The organism is Pseudomonas sp. SDO55104_S430 (assembly GCF_054070595.1).
This window is the reverse complement of the sequence record NZ_JBSVXG010000139.1, coordinates 1-15,737: the sequence shown is the minus strand read 5'-3', so window position 1 is coordinate 15,737 and position 15,737 is coordinate 1. Positions and strand designations below refer to the sequence as shown.

General features: G+C 61.6%; 14 protein-coding genes. 7 read left to right on the top strand and 7 right to left on the bottom strand.

The window, feature by feature from the left end:
• Positions 1-61: 61 nt before the first annotated feature.
• Positions 62-949: a DMT family transporter gene (locus tag ACW9JE_RS21155; RefSeq protein ID WP_457433826.1), complete on the bottom strand. Its 888-nt coding sequence runs from the start codon at positions 947-949 to the stop codon at positions 62-64.
• 96 nt (positions 950-1,045) lie between these two features.
• Between ACW9JE_RS21155 and ACW9JE_RS21150 the strand changes: the two genes are divergently transcribed.
• The 3 genes from ACW9JE_RS21150 (at position 1,046) to ACW9JE_RS21140 (ending at position 3,462) form a co-directional block, all read left to right on the top strand.
• Complete coding sequence (locus ACW9JE_RS21150; RefSeq protein ID WP_457433825.1) at positions 1,046-1,840, top strand: AraC family transcriptional regulator; 795 nt, start codon at positions 1,046-1,048, stop codon at positions 1,838-1,840.
• 64 nt (positions 1,841-1,904) lie between these two features.
• Complete coding sequence (locus ACW9JE_RS21145) at positions 1,905-2,210, top strand: PsiF family protein (protein WP_175375493.1); 306 nt, start codon at positions 1,905-1,907, stop codon at positions 2,208-2,210.
• A gap of 238 nt (positions 2,211-2,448) precedes the next feature.
• A complete protein-coding gene (locus ACW9JE_RS21140) occupies positions 2,449-3,462 on the top strand; it encodes an AI-2E family transporter (RefSeq protein WP_457433824.1) in 1,014 nt (337 codons plus the stop codon).
• 141 nt (positions 3,463-3,603) lie between these two features.
• Here the strand turns inward: ACW9JE_RS21140 and ACW9JE_RS21135 are convergent, their stop codons facing one another.
• Positions 3,604-4,878, bottom strand: a complete 1,275-nt coding sequence (locus tag ACW9JE_RS21135; protein ID WP_224536194.1) for an Hsp70 family protein — start codon at positions 4,876-4,878, stop codon at positions 3,604-3,606.
• A 297-nt stretch (positions 4,879-5,175) separates the two neighbouring features.
• Here ACW9JE_RS21135 and ACW9JE_RS21130 point away from each other — a divergent pair, with 297 nt between their 5' ends.
• From ACW9JE_RS21130 to ACW9JE_RS21115, 4 genes are all read left to right on the top strand, one after another.
• On the top strand, positions 5,176-6,117 hold the full coding sequence (locus ACW9JE_RS21130) for a DnaJ C-terminal domain-containing protein (protein WP_224536196.1): 942 nt from the start codon (positions 5,176-5,178) through the stop codon (positions 6,115-6,117).
• 24 nt (positions 6,118-6,141) lie between these two features.
• The gene (locus ACW9JE_RS21125) at positions 6,142-6,447 is read left to right on the top strand and encodes a chaperone modulator CbpM (protein WP_457433823.1); all 306 of its coding nucleotides are present in this window, start codon (positions 6,142-6,144) and stop codon (positions 6,445-6,447) included.
• A 402-nt stretch (positions 6,448-6,849) separates the two neighbouring features.
• Positions 6,850-9,456, top strand: a complete 2,607-nt coding sequence (locus tag ACW9JE_RS21120) for a dermonecrotic toxin domain-containing protein (RefSeq protein ID WP_457433822.1) — start codon at positions 6,850-6,852, stop codon at positions 9,454-9,456.
• Between the two features lie 12 nt (positions 9,457-9,468).
• Complete coding sequence (locus ACW9JE_RS21115) at positions 9,469-11,958, top strand: NEL-type E3 ubiquitin ligase domain-containing protein (RefSeq protein ID WP_457433821.1); 2,490 nt, start codon at positions 9,469-9,471, stop codon at positions 11,956-11,958.
• A 135-nt stretch (positions 11,959-12,093) separates the two neighbouring features.
• Here ACW9JE_RS21115 and ureC read toward each other — a convergent pair whose 3' ends face one another.
• The 5 genes from ureC to ACW9JE_RS21090 all read right to left on the bottom strand — a co-directional run bounded on the left by ureC (position 12,094) and on the right by ACW9JE_RS21090 (position 15,632).
• Positions 12,094-13,794 carry an urease subunit alpha gene (gene ureC / locus ACW9JE_RS21110; RefSeq protein WP_457433820.1) on the bottom strand — a complete coding sequence of 567 codons (1,701 nt, stop codon included), beginning with the start codon at positions 13,792-13,794 and terminating at the stop codon, positions 12,094-12,096.
• Between the two features lie 147 nt (positions 13,795-13,941).
• Positions 13,942-14,247: an urease subunit beta gene (locus ACW9JE_RS21105; protein ID WP_457433819.1), complete on the bottom strand. Its 306-nt coding sequence runs from the start codon at positions 14,245-14,247 to the stop codon at positions 13,942-13,944.
• Positions 14,247-14,780, bottom strand: a complete 534-nt coding sequence (locus ACW9JE_RS21100; RefSeq protein ID WP_224536207.1) for a GNAT family N-acetyltransferase — start codon at positions 14,778-14,780, stop codon at positions 14,247-14,249. The genes ACW9JE_RS21105 and ACW9JE_RS21100 overlap by 1 nt, the downstream gene beginning before the upstream one ends.
• Positions 14,781-14,786: 6 nt before the next feature.
• A complete protein-coding gene (locus tag ACW9JE_RS21095) occupies positions 14,787-15,320 on the bottom strand; it encodes an N-acetyltransferase family protein (protein ID WP_457433818.1) in 534 nt (177 codons plus the stop codon).
• 9 nt (positions 15,321-15,329) lie between these two features.
• Positions 15,330-15,632, bottom strand: coding sequence for an urease subunit gamma (locus ACW9JE_RS21090; protein ID WP_039593493.1), 303 nt, complete (start codon positions 15,630-15,632; stop codon positions 15,330-15,332).
• Positions 15,633-15,737: the final 105 nt, after the last annotated feature.

The following is a 15,737-nucleotide window of genomic DNA, read 5'->3' as shown; positions in this document are numbered from 1 at the left end:
GCGTTCCTCCAGACGAAACGCGGACCAATGTGGGAGCGGGCTTGCTCGCGAAAGCGTCAGATCAGGCAACGCTGACTTTGCGCCCCAGCACCAATGTCCACCGCTCCGAAACAATCACCCCACCCAATGTCAAAACCCCACCCACCAGGTGATACACCGCCAACTGCTCACGCAACACCAGCGCCGCAATCAGCGCCGTCATCACCGGCAGCAGATTGAAAAACAGCGTGGTCCGGCTCGGCCCCAGGCGCACCACTGCCTGCATCCACGCCAGCGGCGCGAGCATCGAGGCCAACAGGCACGCATACAGCACCAGCGGAATGTTCTGCGCCGTCAGGCCGGTTTTCGGTGAAATGACAAACAGCGGAAACAACACCAGCACCGCCACCAGGATCTGCAGATACAGCAGCACCAGCTTCGGCAACTTCAGATGCCATTTTTTCAGCAAGGTGCTGTACACCGCGTAGGCCAGCGTGGCGATCAGCATCATCGCGTCGCCCAGGTTCACCCCGTGCTCCAGCAACAACGCGAGGCTCCCGGACGAAACCACCACCAGCACGCCAATCAACGACAGCACCGCACCGACCAGCGCGCCGGCGGTCAGGCGTTGGCCGAGGCTGATGATCGCCATGGCCAGGGACATCAGCGGCATCAGCGACAGGATGATCCCCATGTTGGTGGCCGAAGTCAGGCCAGCGGCGAAGTACGCCAGGCTCTGATAGACCGCCATGCCCAGCACGCCAAGGATGAAAACCTTGCCCAGATTCGGGCGAATCACTGCCCAATGGGCGATCACCGGTTTGAGCATGAAGGGGGTGAACAGCAGTCCGGCGAGCAGCCAGCGGTAGAAACCGATCTCCGCGGGGAAGATCGACCCGGCCGACATTTTGGTGACGACGGTGTTGCCGGCCCAGATAAGGATGGCCAGCAGGGGATACGCGTATTGCATCGGGAAAAACCAGAACATTAATGAGGGGCAATTATCCCCTGTCCGGTTACAGGCTTATACTTCGATCCAGACAACCCGTCCCTGATTTCGGACAGCATGACCAGTAAAAAGATCGATCACCTAGATTTGAGCGAATTGCCGGCCCCGGTGTACTTCCGCTACGCCGATTATGACGCCCACCGCTTCGCTGCGGCCCATCGCCACCCCTGGGGGAGCCTTGAGTACGCGGCCCATGGCGTGCTGCACATGGAGATCGGCGGCAGTCGCTTCATGTCGCCGCCGCAATACGCCGTGTGGGTGCCGCCGGAAACCGAGCACAGTTTCTACAGCAACCAGCCGGTGAACTACCGTGCGGTCTGCCTTGCGCCGAGCATATGCCGAGACCTGCCGCCCCAGGCGTGCACTCTTGCCATCAGCGATATCCTCAAGGCCATCCTCAAGGATTTCGCCGCCCGCGATGTTCAGGTGCCCGAGAGGGACGCGGACCAGCGCCTGGCCCAGGTGCTGTTGGATCAGTTGCAACAGGCCCCCATGCACGAATGCTATCTGCCTTACGCCAGCAACCCTGGCCTGCTGGGCGTTCTCGAAGCCCTGCAGAACGAGCCCGGGGATAACCGGCCGTTGGCGGATTGGGCGGCGCAGGTTCATGTGAGTGAACGCACCCTGGCGCGGCAGTTTGTCCGCGAACTGGGCATGAGCTTCGGCGAGTGGCGCCAGCGCTTGCGCTTTCTCGCTGCCATCGAGGCGCTCGACAGCACGCGCAGCATTCAGGAAATCGCCTTCGACATGGGCTACAGCACCGGCTCGGCTTTTATCGCGATGTTTCAGCGTCAGGCCGGGTGCACGCCGGAGCAGTATCGACGCAGCCACCTGGGCAGCAGGAAGGTGTAACAGGCTTTGTCTACACTGCAGAACATGGCCGTCCCCCTCGGTGCGGCGACAAGGAGAAAACTCCATGAAGATGCTGCGTGTCCCTTTGTTGATGATCGGGTTGCTGCTCTGTTCTCAGGGCTTCGCCGCCACTGAACAACAGAACAAGATGACCACCTGCAACGCCGACGCCACCGCAAAAAGCCTCAAGGGTGACGAGCGCAAAGCCTTCATGAGCAACTGCCTCAAAGCGGCGCCGGCAGCCAACGACGCCAAGGCCCTGACTCCGCAGCAGGAAAAAATGAAGACCTGCAACGCGGACGCCGCGACCAAGGCTCTCAAGGGCGATGAGCGCAAGGCGTTCATGAGTGATTGCCTCAAGAAAAAATAATCTTCGGGGTTTGCACAGGCCAGTGTGGGAGCGGGCTTGCTCGCGAAGGCGGTGTATCAGTCGCCATCAATGTTGGCTGACACTCCGTATTCGCGAGAAAGCCCGCTCCCACATTGATCTGTGTGCATGCCTGAATGTGCGTGAGCCCCCGACCAAGGTCGCCCCACACAATCCCTAGTGCTGTCACCGGAACGCTGGCAGACTGCCAATCCTTTTACGCTGTTCGTTTTGAGGCTGTATGCCAACGTTTTCTCAACGTCATGTATTGCTGGTGATCAGCTGGATCATCATTTTTGGCGGGCTGCTGCTGGTGATCCCCCTGCGCTTGTTGCCCAGCCTGCTGGCCGGGTTGCTGGTGTTCGAGCTGGTCAACATGCTCACCCCGCAATTGCAGCGGCTGATCGAAGGCCGGCGTGCGCGCTGGCTGGCAGTGGCGTTGCTGGGGACTTTGGTGGTCAGTGTGCTGACCCTGATCTTCGCCGGCGCCTTCAGCTTCCTGCTGCACGAGGCGGAAAACCCCGGCGCATCCCTGGACAAGTTCATGCACGTGGTCGACCGCGCACGCAGTCAGTTGCCGCCGTTCATCGACGCCTACCTGCCGGCCAGCGCCGCGGAATTCCGGGTGGCGATCGGCGAGTGGATGAGCAAGCACCTGAGCGACTTGCAACTGGTGGGCAAGGACGTGGCGCACATGTTCGTGACGCTGCTGATCGGCATGGTACTCGGCGCGATCATCGCCCTGCAGCGGGTGCCGGACCTGACCAAACGCAAGCCGCTGGCCGCCGCGCTGTTCGACCGCCTGCACCTGCTGGTCCAGGCCTTTCGCAACATCGTCTTTGCGCAGATCAAGATTTCCCTGCTCAATACCGTCTTTACCGGGATCTTCCTGGCGGTGGTGCTGCCGATGTTCGGCATCAAGCTGCCGCTGACCAAGACCCTGATCGTCCTGACCTTCCTTCTCGGCCTGCTGCCGGTGATCGGCAACCTGATGTCCAACACCCTGATCACCATCGTCGGCCTCTCGCTGTCGATCTGGGTGGCGGTGGCGGCGCTGGGTTACCTGATCGTGATCCACAAGGTCGAATACTTCCTCAACGCGCGCATCGTCGGCGGGCAGATCAGTGCCAAGTCGTGGGAGTTGCTGCTGGCGATGCTGGTGTTCGAAGCGGCGTTCGGCTTGCCGGGGGTGGTGGCGGGGCCGATTTACTATGCTTATTTGAAGAGTGAGTTGAAGCAGGTGGGGATGGTTTGATCAGGCAGATTTCCATTGCCTGACAGGGCCTCATCGCGGGCAAGCCCGCTCCCACAGGTTTTGTGTCTGCCACAGATTTGTGATCGACGCTGAAACTTGTGGGAGCGGGCTTGCCCGCGATGAATACAACTCGGTTCCGGATCAGTCCATGGTGCCGTAGCGCTTCGCCGCCTCAATCGCCAGACCGCTACCAATACTGCCGAAGATATTCCCTTCCACATGCCGCGCATTCGGCAACATCGCCGACACGCTGTTACGCAGCGCCGGAATCCCGCTCGAACCGCCGGTGAAGAACACCGTATCCACCTGATCGAGTCCGACATTGGCGTCTGCCAGCAACTGGCTGACGCTGTTGCGCACGCGCTCCAGCAGGTTGTCGATGGCCGATTCGAACAGTGCGCGGCTCAGGTCCACGCTCAGGCCCGGCTCGATGCGGTCCAGCGGCACCTGACGGACGTCGGAGTAGGTCAGCTCGATCTTGGTTTCTTCCACCAGCATCGCCAGCCAGTGCCCGGCGCGCTGTTCGATCAGCTTGAACAGGCGATCGATGCCGCCGGTGTCTTCGATGTCGTAGCGCATGCTGCCCAAGGCCAGTTGCGACTTCTGCGAGTAAACCGAGTTGATGGTGTGCCAGGTCGCCAGGTTCATGTGGTGGCTGGTGGGCATGAAGGCGCCGCTCTTCATCCGGCTGCCGTAGCCGAACAGCGGCATCAGGCCTTGCAGGCTCAGTTGCTTGTCGAAGTCGGTACCGCCGATGTGCACGCCGCCGGTGGCCAGGATGTCGTCCTGACGGTTGGCCACGGTCCGACGCTCTGGCGACAGGCGCACCAGCGAGAAGTCGGACGTACCACCGCCGATGTCGACGATCAGGACCAGCTCTTCCTTTTCGATGGTCGACTCATAGTCGAATGCTGCCGCAATCGGTTCGTACTGGAACGAGACTTCCTTGAAGCCGATCTTGCGCGCCACTTCCACCAGGGTGTCTTCGGCTTCCTTGTCGGCCACCGGGTCCTCATCGACGAAAAACACCGGACGACCCAGCACCACTTCCTCGAATTCCCGACCGGCGGTGGCTTCGGCGCGGCTCTTGAGCTGGCCGATGAACAGGCCGAGCAGGTCCTTGAACGGCATGGCCGTGCCCAGAACGCTGGTGTCGTGCTTGATCAGCTTGGAACCCAACAGGCTCTTGAGCGAGCGCATCAGGCGGCCTTCGTAACCTTCCAGGTACTCGTGCAGCGCCAGACGGCCGTAGACCGGGCGGCGTTCTTCGAGGTTGAAGAAGACCACCGACGGCAGGGTGATCTTGTCATCCTCCAGCGCAATCAGCGTTTCCATGCCGGGGCGCAGCCAGCCGACGGTGGAGTTGGACGTGCCGAAGTCGATACCGCAGGCACGGGCTGGAGAGGCGTTTTTCATGTCTTTCAGGTTCCGGTTAAAAAACGGCCGCGCAGTGTATGTCAGTGCGGCGCAGAATCGAAGGCCGGTTATCCGCTAAATCTTGCCGTTCAATGCCTTGAAAGATGTGCCATCACCCCCAAACTACCCTGCATCAACCGGACAGCCGCGGGATGAACGCAAGTCACCCCGCCCGCTGCCGATAAACTTCTGATGCGCTACCCGGTCACAATCCTGAGATCGGTCAACTTCCATGCAGCCAACAGGCGCATGCTGTGGCAGGTGGCGCGATTTCGATAACGGATGGTGATTCCCGCGATGGACTTCAAAGACTATTACAAGATACTCGGTGTGGAGCCGACAGCCGACGACAAGGCGATCAAGGCGGCCTATCGCAAGCTGGCGCGCAAGTACCACCCCGACGTCAGCAAGGAAAAGGACGCCGAAGCCAAGTTCAAGGATGCCTCGGAAGCCTATGAAGCGCTGAAAAGCGCCGACAAGCGCGCTGAGTACGACGACCTGCGCAAATACGGCCAGCATGGCCAGCCGTTCCAGGGGCCACCAGGCTGGCAGAGCCGTGGAGGTTTTGGTGGCGGCCAGGATACCGGCGATTTTTCCGACTTCTTCAGTTCGATCTTTGGCAACCGTGGCCCGGGCTTCGGTGGCGGCGAGTCGCGCCGCAGCACTGGCCGTCGTGGCCAGGACGTGGAAATGGAGTTGGGGGTATTCCTTGAGGAAACCCTGTCGAACGAATCGAAGAAGGTCACCTTCCAGGTCCCGCAATACAACGCGGCCGGCCAGCACGTCAGCAACACGCCAAAAAGCCTGAACGTGAAGATTCCGGCCGGCGTGACCGACGGCGAGCGCATCCGCCTCAAAGGGCAGGGCGCGCCGGGCATCGGTGGCGGCGCCAATGGCGACCTGTACCTGACCATTCGTTTCGCGCCGCACCCGAAATTCGATGTCGAAGGCGAAAACCTGATCATCACCCTGCCGCTGGCCCCGTGGGAGCTGGCGCTGGGTACCGAGGTCGCGGTGCCGACCCTGACCGGCAAGATCAACCTCAAGGTTCCGGCCGGCAGCCAGAACGGTCAGCGCATGCGCGCCAAGGGCCATGGCCTGTCGAACAAAGCCGGTGAGCGCGGTTACCTGTTCGTGCAATTGAAGGCAGTGATGCCGAAGAAATCGGACGACGAGATCAAGGCCCTGTGGCAGGAGCTGGCGAAAAAAGCCGCGTTCGATCCGAGAGAGAATTTCTGATTTGCAAGCAAGGAGTCAGTGACCATGAGCAGTCCCCTGATCGTTGAACTGAGCATGACCGAATTCTGTGAGGCGACCGACCTGTCGGACGTCTACGTTATCGAAATCGTCGAGCACGGCATCCTCGAACCTCAGGGCTCCGTGCCAAAGGACTGGCGTTTCACCGACTACGAACTGACCCTGGCCAAACGCGCCGCCAAACTGCGCGACGACCTGGAACTGGACTGGGAAGGCGTCGCCCTGGCGCTGGACCTGCTCGAAGAGGTCCAGTTGCTGCGGGCGGAGAACCGGATGCTCAAGCAGCGGTTGGGGCGGTTGGTGGTGGAGTGATCGCGATGCCAGCAGTGCGTGCAGTTTGATCTGCGTCGTGCGCAGGTGTTGTGGTCACTGAGCATACCCTGTGGGAGCGGGCTTGCCCGCGATGGCGTCAGGTCAGCCAGCATCAATGTTGAATGTACCGGCCTCTTCGCGGGCAAGCCCGCTCCCACAGTTTGATCTGCGTCGTGCGCAGGTTTTGTAGTCACTGAGCATCCCCCTGTGGGAGCGGGCTTGCTCGCGAATGCGGTGTATCAGTCGCCATTGATGCTGGCTGACCCACTGCTTTCGCGAGCAAGCCCGCTCCCACAGGTTTTTGTGTCGACTTTGATCGTGCCCTCGCGATAGATATTTAGGCTTTTTTCCGCAGGTCGCTCGATAGGCTGATGGCCCACTATCAGTCACGGATGACTTGTCATGCCCGATTCAAAGACACCAGCTTCCACCCCAGAAGGCTCGTTCGACGCAGACTTCAGAGGTGTTCATTACGACTTTCTCAAGGACCGCATTCCCGACTGGTTCACCCAGGCTTCCACGTGGCGCCAGACGGTGATGAGCGCCCACGATCTGCAACTGCCTGCCTGGTACCTCAAGGCCACGGCCGGGCAGAAGAAGACCCTCGCTGACACCCACAAGCGCTACCGCGGAACCCTGAACGAGGTGGATACCCGACTGGGCGGTATCAAGGGGATTTTCGAGTTCGCCGAGCAGCCGCTCAAAGAGGCGATCAAGGCGAAATTCAAGCTCGACCTGGACGTAAGAAATACCTACTTCGCCCGCAAATACGGCTTCAAGGGTCGTGATGATTTCTTTGGTTTCTTCGTCTTCGACCAGGAACCCGACCAGAGCCTGCGCTACGAGTATCGTGGCACCTCGCTGCTGGAGGCGGCACTGGCCAACTTCACGCCTGAAGAAGCCAAACCCCAGCGCTGCAACAACTGCCAGATCATCACCGCCTGGAACAGCTACGACGGTGACGTACTGCCCACCTTCGAGGCGATCAACTCCCAGGCCATCGCCATCGCGCCTCACGAGTTCGCCGAGCTGTGCCGGACCCTCGACCTGGGCGCGCAGTACCAGAAACACATCAAGGACATCCTAGAACCCAAGACCGACAGCGAACGCAAAGCGCTGGAACAGGCACTGGACGAACACCAGCAACAACAGCTGGCCGTGACCACCGAAACCGCCCACCAGCAGTCGGTCATCAGCGCCAGCGCTTACAAGGCGCTGCAACAGGTGATCGGCAAACAGAGCCGCATCACCCTCGATGGCCAGCCGGTGGTTCACTCGACCCTGAAAATTTTCGGCATCGATCTGGTCGGCCCGCTGCTGATCGGCCCCGACCGCGCCAGCGCAGACCAGACTCGGCGCATGGTGGCGTACCTGCCCAACGACCCGCAGCAACCCCTCAAGGAATACGCCTCCCGCGGCGAGTTCATGGCCGAGCTGCGGAGCCGCCTGCACAATGCCGATTTCCGGCGTTACTTCAGCCAGTTCGTGCCCATGCGCCAGCAGGGCGTGTTCGTCAGCGAGCTGAGCAAGCGCTACAACACCACCAGCGTCGACACGCAGGCGGATTATCCGCTTCAGGCCGACCCCGCCCGACTGCCCATGGAAGAAACCCTCATTGAAGGCGATCTCTGGCAGCAGTTGCGCCAGGACTCGATCAGCAAAACCTGTAACGATGCACGCGTAGTCGCTGTCCCCACCGAAGACGAAGACCGCGAGGCTCGCGCGCAGAGGCTGCAGAGCTATCTGGACGCCGCCAACAGCGTGCTCAACCTGGCGGCCTTCGTCGTGCCCGGCCTGGGTCCTATCATGATGACCATCGGCGCCGCACAAATGTGCGATGACGTGTTCGAGGGCATCGAAGCTTTCGAGCAGGGCGAGATCAAGGAAATGTGGGCCCACCTGGCCAGCGTCGCGCTGAATATCGGCTTCGTCGGCACGGGCGCGGCGGTGCTGCCCAAGGTTCAGCTGTCGAGCGTGGTGGATACGCTCAAACCCGTCACCCTCGCCAACGGCCAGCAGAAACTGTGGAACCCGGATATCAGCTCCTACCGATCGTCCGCCACCCTCGCGCCCGAATCCGAGGCTGATGAATGGGGCCTGCATACCCACGAAGGGCAAAGACTGCTGCGTGTAGAAGGCGATCACTATGAGGTGGAGCAAGACCCGACCACCGAGCGCTTCAGGATCAAACACCCGACCCGTCCCGACGCCTATTCGCCGGAGCTTGTGCATAACCGGCAGGGCGCCTGGCACCACGAGGGCGAAAACCCGCAGACCTGGGACGGCCCGAAACTGATGCGTCGGTTGGGTCCGCTGGCGGAAGGTTTCAGCGACGCCGAGCTGGAACACATCCGCCAAACCAGCGGCATCGACAACGATGTGCTGCGCCGGATGCACGCCCAGGGCGAGTCCATTCCGGCGATCCTGCTGGAAACCCTGAAGAAGTTCAGGGCCTATGCCGATGCGGTGAAAATTTCCCAGGGCTCCGCCAAGGGCCAGCTCTCCGGCTACATCGCTCCGTTGGCGGTCGAGTTGCCAGGCTGGCCGAAGAACAAGGCGATCGAGGTGTTCACCGAAGATGATCTGGCCGGGCCCTCGATCCGGTACGGCAACCAGGACGCGGCTACAAAAGACGTCCTCAAGGTCACCCGCCAGGACCTGCTGGAGGGCCGTGTGCCCGAACGTATCGTTGCATTCCTCAGCGAAGCGGAAATCAAGGCGCTGTTGCCCAACTACACCCCGCGCACCCCGGCAGAACGGGCTGGCGCCGTGCAGCAGCAACTGCAGGCGCACGCCGTCCGCGAAAGGCTGCGGTTGACCCAGAGCCTCTATGCCGAACAGCAGAAATCCTCCGATCCGGCCGTGGCCGTCGTGCAGCGCGACTTCAACGGCCTGCCGACCTCGATGGTCCGGGAGCTGCTGGCCGACGCCACGCCCGCCGAGCGCCTGAGGCTGGAAACCGAGAAACGCGTGCCCCTGCGCATCGCCGAGGGCGCGCGCCGCTTGTAGCAACAACTGCGCTTGAGCCGCGCCTACGAAGGCTTGCATCTGGAAGCGCTGGCCAACGCCGATACCGAAACTCTGGTGCTCAATTCACTGCCGGCCTTGCCGGGCTGGACCAACGATCTGCGCATTGAAGTCCGCGAAGGCGGGCTCGAAGGCAAGCTGCGCGCCAGCGTCGGTGCGCCGGATGCCAGCGAGCGCAAGGTGCTGGTGCGCGATGCCGACGGTCGCTATGAGACGCGCAACGACCGCGATGAACACCTGCATGGCAGCGACGATTTGTTCAACTCGATCCAGCACGCCTTGCCCGATCGCCACCGTCAGGCCATCGGCTTGCCCGAGGTGTCCCAGGGGGCGCAGCTGAAGGCGAAGATCGTCGAACATCCGTTGAGCCAAGACCAGTTGCGCGTGCTGTTGAAGATGCAACCGCGCCGACATCCGTTCTTCAAGGCGCCGACACGTCTTTCCGGAGAGCGAATCGGTTATCCCTTGAGCGATCATCCGAGCACTTCCGGGGTGCGACCGTCTTTTTATGAGCGGATGGCGGTGTTGTATCCCACGCTGTTGCCGGATGAGGTCGATGAAGTCATCGCGCAATGGGGTGACCAGGCGAATACGATCCTGACGCGGCTTGAGGACGAGTACATGCAGCTCAGTCGAGTCTTGCATAACTGGCAGTTTTCCTTGCAAGTCGGGGCATCGACTGAAGAACGATTCACTCGGGCTTTCGGCTTGAAGCACTTTGCCCGGGTCAAGATCATCAGGGCTTTGCTTCAGGCCTGGCGCCAGGAAGGGGTGGCGGATCTGGACAACACCGGTCAGCCTCAGGGTCAGTTCATCGACTTGTCCGGGATTGACCTGCAGGGCCAACTCAATGAGCTGCCACCGCTGACCGCCAAATTCGATCACGTCACGCATCTGGATCTATCGAGTGCGCAAATCGTCGATAACGTCGATGGCTTCCTGAGCCACTTCATGCGTCTGCGCAAATTGAACATGGGCAATAACGAGCTGGTCGAGCTGCCTGAACCTCTTGGGCGAATGACGCGCCTGACCGAGCTCGATCTGTCCGGCAATCTGATCAAACTCGATGCGCCTGCGGTAACCCAACTGAGCAATCTGACTCGCCTGCGGTTTCTGGGGCTGGAGGACAACCCGCTACTGACGCTGGCGCCGGATATCAGCCGGATGGCGAATCTGGAAACCCTGCTGTTGGCCGACACGGGCATCAATGCGTGGCCCACCGGCGTGTTCGATCAACCTCGCCCGCGCACATTCTTTCTGGATATGGAGGCCAATCGGCTGCAAGTCATCCCCGACGTAGAACCGGGGTCGGCGCAGGCGGAAATCGTTGCGCGCACCGTCATCAGCCAGGAGCCGAACTACATCTCTGCGCCGGATTTGCGCAGGGTCCGGGACTATCGCCTGTCGGTCGGTTTTGAACCGGAGCGCCCGTATCCCGCCCGAGGCATCCTCGACAGTGGGCTGTGGAAAGAGGGGCTGACCGAAGAACAATGGCGGGCCAAGCAGGACACGTGGGCAGACCTCGAGCGTGAACCCGGGTCTGAGCCGTTTTTCAGGGAGTTGAGGCGGCTTTCGGTGTCCGCCGATGGTCGCTCACCCGACGCCAGGGTGAGGGTCGAGTTGTGCCGCAAGGTCTGGCAAATGGTTGAGGCAACGGCCGCGAGCACTGCCCTGCGGGAAAGGCTGTTTCGTATGGCGACGGCTCCGACCACTTGCGTCGATGCCAACTCGCTGCTGTTCAACACCATGGGCGTGGAGGTGCTGATCGCCCAGGCTTATGACCTGGGCGCGCAGGACCTGATCGAAACCGAACTGGTGGAGCTGGCCAGAGGCAAATCGCGTCTGGATGAGCTGAGCAGGATCGCCAAGGAGCGCGTCGATGAGTTGGTGGCCGAGGGGCGCCATCATTCGGAGTTCAATGAGCAGGGTGAACCTGTCCCGCACTTCGATGCCCACGGCAACCCGCTTGATGACATCGACGAAACGGAAATTTTCTTCATCTACCCGACGCGACTGGCCACGCGGCTGGAGCTGCCCTGGCAGTCGCGGAACATGACCTTCGGCGCGCCCGAGGTCACGGCGCAACGCATCGAAGACGCGTATACCCGGGTTCTGGGCAAGGAGCTGGGACCGCTGTTGCAGGAGCGGTTGCTTGAACAGCCTTTCTGGGTGGAGTTCATCCGCCGGGCCTATGCGCCGGAGATCAGCGAACTGCGGGCCAGGGGCGAGCGACTGCTGGACTTGCAGGCGGCGCAAAGAGCCTGGCTGGACAATGATTCAGGCGTGCAGAAGATTCACTGGCGCGCCGAGATCAAGCGATTGGCGAAGCTGCTGGACAAACCGCAGAACGAGGTCAAGCCGGGCGAGGTCATGAGCGACGCGGATTACTACGCCGAGATGGCTGACATCGGGGCGAAGGAGAATGCGTTGATTGCCAGGGTGACGGGGGAAATCATCAAGCGCACCAAACTCCAAACCACCTAAGTTACGCCGATCCCCTGTAGGAGCGAGCTTGCTCGCGATGGAGGCACAGACACCGCGGGAAAACAGTCAGCCCGCGTTATCGTTGACGTCCATCGCGAGCAAGCTCGCTCCTACAGAGGTTAGCCTTCGCAGGTATCAGAACAGAAAATACCGTTGCGCCATCGGCAATGTTTCCGCCGGCTCACACCACAGCAACACCCCATCTGCCTTGACCTGATAGGTCTGCGGATCGACATCGACACTCGGCAGATAATCGTTGTGGATCAGATCGGTTTTCTGCACATCGCGGCATCCCTTGACCACGGCGATTTTCTTCTTCAGGCCCAGCGCCTCGGGAAGGCCTGCCGCCTGCGCCGCCTGACTGATGAAGGTCAGGCTGGTGGCGTGCAGCGAGCCGCCGTAGCTTGCGAACATCGGTCGGTAATGCACCGGCTGCGGCGTCGGAATCGACGCGTTGGCATCGCCCATCAGACTGGCCGCAATGGCTCCGCCCTTGAGAATCAGCGTCGGCTTGACCCCGAAAAACGCCGGACGCCACAGCACCAGATCCGCCCATTTCCCCACTTCTACCGAGCCCACCTCATGGCTGATGCCGTGGGTGATCGCCGGGTTGATGGTGTACTTGGCGATGTAGCGCTTGGCGCGGAAGTTGTCGTTGCCCGGGCCGTCGCCCGGCAGCGGGCCGCGCTGTTTTTTCATCTTGTCGGCGGTCTGCCAGGTGCGGGTGATCACCTCACCGACCCGGCCCATGGCCTGGCTGTCGGAGCTGATCATCGAGAATGCGCCCAGATCGTGAAGGATGTCTTCGGCGGCAATCGTCTCGCGGCGGATGCGGCTTTCGGCGAAGGCCACGTCTTCGGCGATGCTCGGGTCCAGGTGATGGCAGACCATCAGCATGTCCAGGTGTTCGTCGATGGTGTTGCGGGTGAACGGCCGGGTCGGGTTGGTGGAGCTCGGCAGCACGTTTGGGAAACCGCAGGCCTTGATGATGTCCGGCGCATGACCGCCGCCCGCGCCTTCAGTGTGATAGGTGTGGATGGTGCGGCCCTTGAACGCGCCGAGGGTGGTTTCGACGAAGCCGGACTCGTTGAGGGTGTCGGTGTGGATCGCCACCTGCACGTCGTAATCGTCGGCGACACTCAGGCAGTTGTCGATGCTCGCCGGGGTGGTGCCCCAGTCTTCGTGCAGTTTCAGGCCAATGGCGCCGGCCTTGACCTGTTCGATCAACGGCTCCGGCAGGCTGGCGTTGCCCTTGCCGGTGAGGCCGATGTTCATCGGGAAAGCGTCCGCCGCCTGGAGCATCCGCGCCAGGTGCCACGGCCCGGACGTGCAGGTGGTGGCGTTGGTGCCGGTGGCCGGCCCGGTGCCGCCGCCGATCATGGTGGTGACGCCGCTCATCAGCGCTTCTTCGATCTGCTGCGGGCAGATGAAGTGGATGTGCGTGTCGATGCCGCCGGCGGTGAGGATCATGCCTTCGCCGGCGATCACTTCGGTGCTGGCGCCGATGGCGATGTCGACGTTGGGCTGGATGTCCGGGTTGCCGGCCTTGCCGATGGCCTGGATGCGCCCGTCCTTGAGGCCGACATCCGCCTTGACGATGCCCCAGTGGTCGATGATCAGCGCGTTGGTGATCAGGGTGTCGACCACTTCGGCGGCGAGCAACTGGCTCTGGCCCTGACCGTCACGAATGACCTTGCCGCCACCGAATTTCACTTCTTCGCCGTAGGTGGTGAAGTCCTTTTCCACTTCGATCCACAGCTCGGTATCGGCAAGGCGGACCTTGTCACCGACGGTGGGGCCGAACATGTCGGCGTAGGCTTGTCTTGAGATTTTCATTCGCTTGCCTTGGGATTCAATTGAATTCGAAACCGCTCGCGTTGCGAGCTATCGCAGCCTCGCTGCGCTCGGAAGCTCCTACAGGGGAACGCGATCCCTTGTGGGAGCGAGCCTGCTCGCGATTGGCCGGTACTGACAACGCAAAACCTAAAGGTCCCCCATGACCCGCCCGGCAAACCCGAACACCCGCCGATGCCCGGCCAGGTCCACCAGGTCCACCTCCCGACTCTGCCCCGGCTCGAAACGCACCGCGGTGCCGGCGGGGATGTTCAGGCGCATGCCACGGCTGGCCGCGCGGTCGAAGGTGAGGGCGTCATTGGTTTCGAAAAAGTGATAGTGCGAACCGACCTGAATCGGTCGGTCGCCGCTGTTGGCCACCGTCAGGCTGATCGTGCGGCGGCCGGCGTTGAGTTCGATCTCGCCGGGCTGGATCTGCAATTCACCGGGAATCATCAATGGGCCCCCTGGAGAATCTTGTAATACAGCGCCGTGGGCTTGTAGCGCCCGCTGGGGTCGCAGGCGTAATCGGGGATTTCACCAGCGCGGGTATAGCCCAAAGCCTTGTAGAAATCTTCCGCAGGCGAGCCGGCCTCGGTGTCGAGAAAGAGCATGCCGCGCTTGTGCTGCAACGCCGCCTGTTCCAGCGCGGTCATCAACTGCTGACCCAGACCCCGCCGCCGCGCTTCCTCGCGCACCAGCAGTTTCTGCACTTCGGCGCGGTTCAGGCCGTTGGCTTTCTGGCACAGGGTCAGTTGCACGCTGGCCTGCACCTGTTCGTCCTTGACCACCACCCACAGCAACACATTGCCCTTCTTCAGGTTGTCCTGAACCTCATCGAAATACGCATGGGCCTGATTGGCGTCCAGATCGGCCATGAAGCCGACGCTGGCGCCGTAGCCAACGGCATTGAGCAGCAGGTCGATCAGACCCTGACGATAGTGCGCAAAGCTTTCAACGTTGACGCGTCGCAGTTGGGCGGGGTTCATCGGGTGTCACTCCTTGCCGGCGACGGGAGGCTCGGCGCCAGGATTGAGGGTCAGTTGCATGAAGGTCAGGTCCAGCCAGCGACCGAACTTGATACCGACCTGCGGCATCTGCCCGGTGGTAATGAAACCTATACGCTCGTGCAGGCGAATGGACGCGGCGTTGCCGCTCTCGATGGCCGCAACCATCACGTGCTTGGCGCAGCCTTTGGCGCGTTCGATCAACACGTCCATCAGCTTGGGGCCCAGGCCGTTGCCACGCTGGTCGCTGCGCACGTAGACCGAGTGCTCGACCGTGTGGCGAAAGCCCTCGAACGGCCGCCAGTCGCCGAAGGAGGCGTAACCCAGCACGGTGTTTTCAGCATCGACGATCACCAGGATCGGATAGGCCTGGGCCTGCCGGGCGTCGAACCAGGTCTGGCGGTTGCCGAGGTCCACGGGTTGTTCGTTCCAGATCGCGGTGGTGTTGAGCACGGCGTCGTTGTAGATGTCGCGCAGGGCCGGCAGATCGGCTGCTACGGCATCGCGGATGGTGTAGGTCATGATGATGTCTCAGGCAATCGGTTGATGGACGGTGACCAGTTTGGTGCCGTCGGGAAAGGTGGCTTCGACCTGAATCTCCGGGATCATTTCCGGGATGCCCTCCATGACTTGTTCACGGCTCAGCAGTGTGGTGCCGAAGTGCATCAGCTCGGCCACGGTCTGGCCGTCGCGGGCACCTTCGAGGAGCGCCGCGGAAATATAGGCCATGGCCTCCGGGTAATTGAGCTTCAAACCGCGAGCCAGACGCCGCTCGGCCACGAGGCCTGCGGTGAAGATCAGCAGCTTGTCTTTTTCACGTGGGGTCAGGTCCATCGTTGAAAATCCATCTCGGCAGAAAAATTAGATCTGTGAATGCTTACCCGGTGGGAGCGGGCTTGCTCGCGAAAGCGGTGTGTCAGGCAACATCTGTGGGGCTGA

Coding starts and splice junctions, on each gene's coding strand:
- ACW9JE_RS21155 (WP_457433826.1), bottom strand. CDS start 949: ATGCAATACGCGTATCCCCTGCTGGCCATCCTTATCTGGGCCGGCAAC.
- ACW9JE_RS21150 (WP_457433825.1), top strand. CDS start 1,046: ATGACCAGTAAAAAGATCGATCACCTAGATTTGAGCGAATTGCCGGCC.
- ACW9JE_RS21145 (WP_175375493.1), top strand. CDS start 1,905: ATGAAGATGCTGCGTGTCCCTTTGTTGATGATCGGGTTGCTGCTCTGT.
- ACW9JE_RS21140 (WP_457433824.1), top strand. CDS start 2,449: ATGCCAACGTTTTCTCAACGTCATGTATTGCTGGTGATCAGCTGGATC.
- ACW9JE_RS21135 (WP_224536194.1), bottom strand. CDS start 4,878: ATGAAAAACGCCTCTCCAGCCCGTGCCTGCGGTATCGACTTCGGCACG.
- ACW9JE_RS21130 (WP_224536196.1), top strand. CDS start 5,176: ATGGACTTCAAAGACTATTACAAGATACTCGGTGTGGAGCCGACAGCC.
- ACW9JE_RS21125 (WP_457433823.1), top strand. CDS start 6,142: ATGAGCAGTCCCCTGATCGTTGAACTGAGCATGACCGAATTCTGTGAG.
- ACW9JE_RS21120 (WP_457433822.1), top strand. CDS start 6,850: ATGCCCGATTCAAAGACACCAGCTTCCACCCCAGAAGGCTCGTTCGAC.
- ureC (WP_457433820.1), bottom strand. CDS start 13,794: ATGAAAATCTCAAGACAAGCCTACGCCGACATGTTCGGCCCCACCGTC.
- ACW9JE_RS21105 (WP_457433819.1), bottom strand. CDS start 14,247: ATGATTCCCGGTGAATTGCAGATCCAGCCCGGCGAGATCGAACTCAAC.
- ACW9JE_RS21100 (WP_224536207.1), bottom strand. CDS start 14,780: ATGAACCCCGCCCAACTGCGACGCGTCAACGTTGAAAGCTTTGCGCAC.
- ACW9JE_RS21095 (WP_457433818.1), bottom strand. CDS start 15,320: ATGACCTACACCATCCGCGATGCCGTAGCAGCCGATCTGCCGGCCCTG.
- ACW9JE_RS21090 (WP_039593493.1), bottom strand. CDS start 15,632: ATGGACCTGACCCCACGTGAAAAAGACAAGCTGCTGATCTTCACCGCA.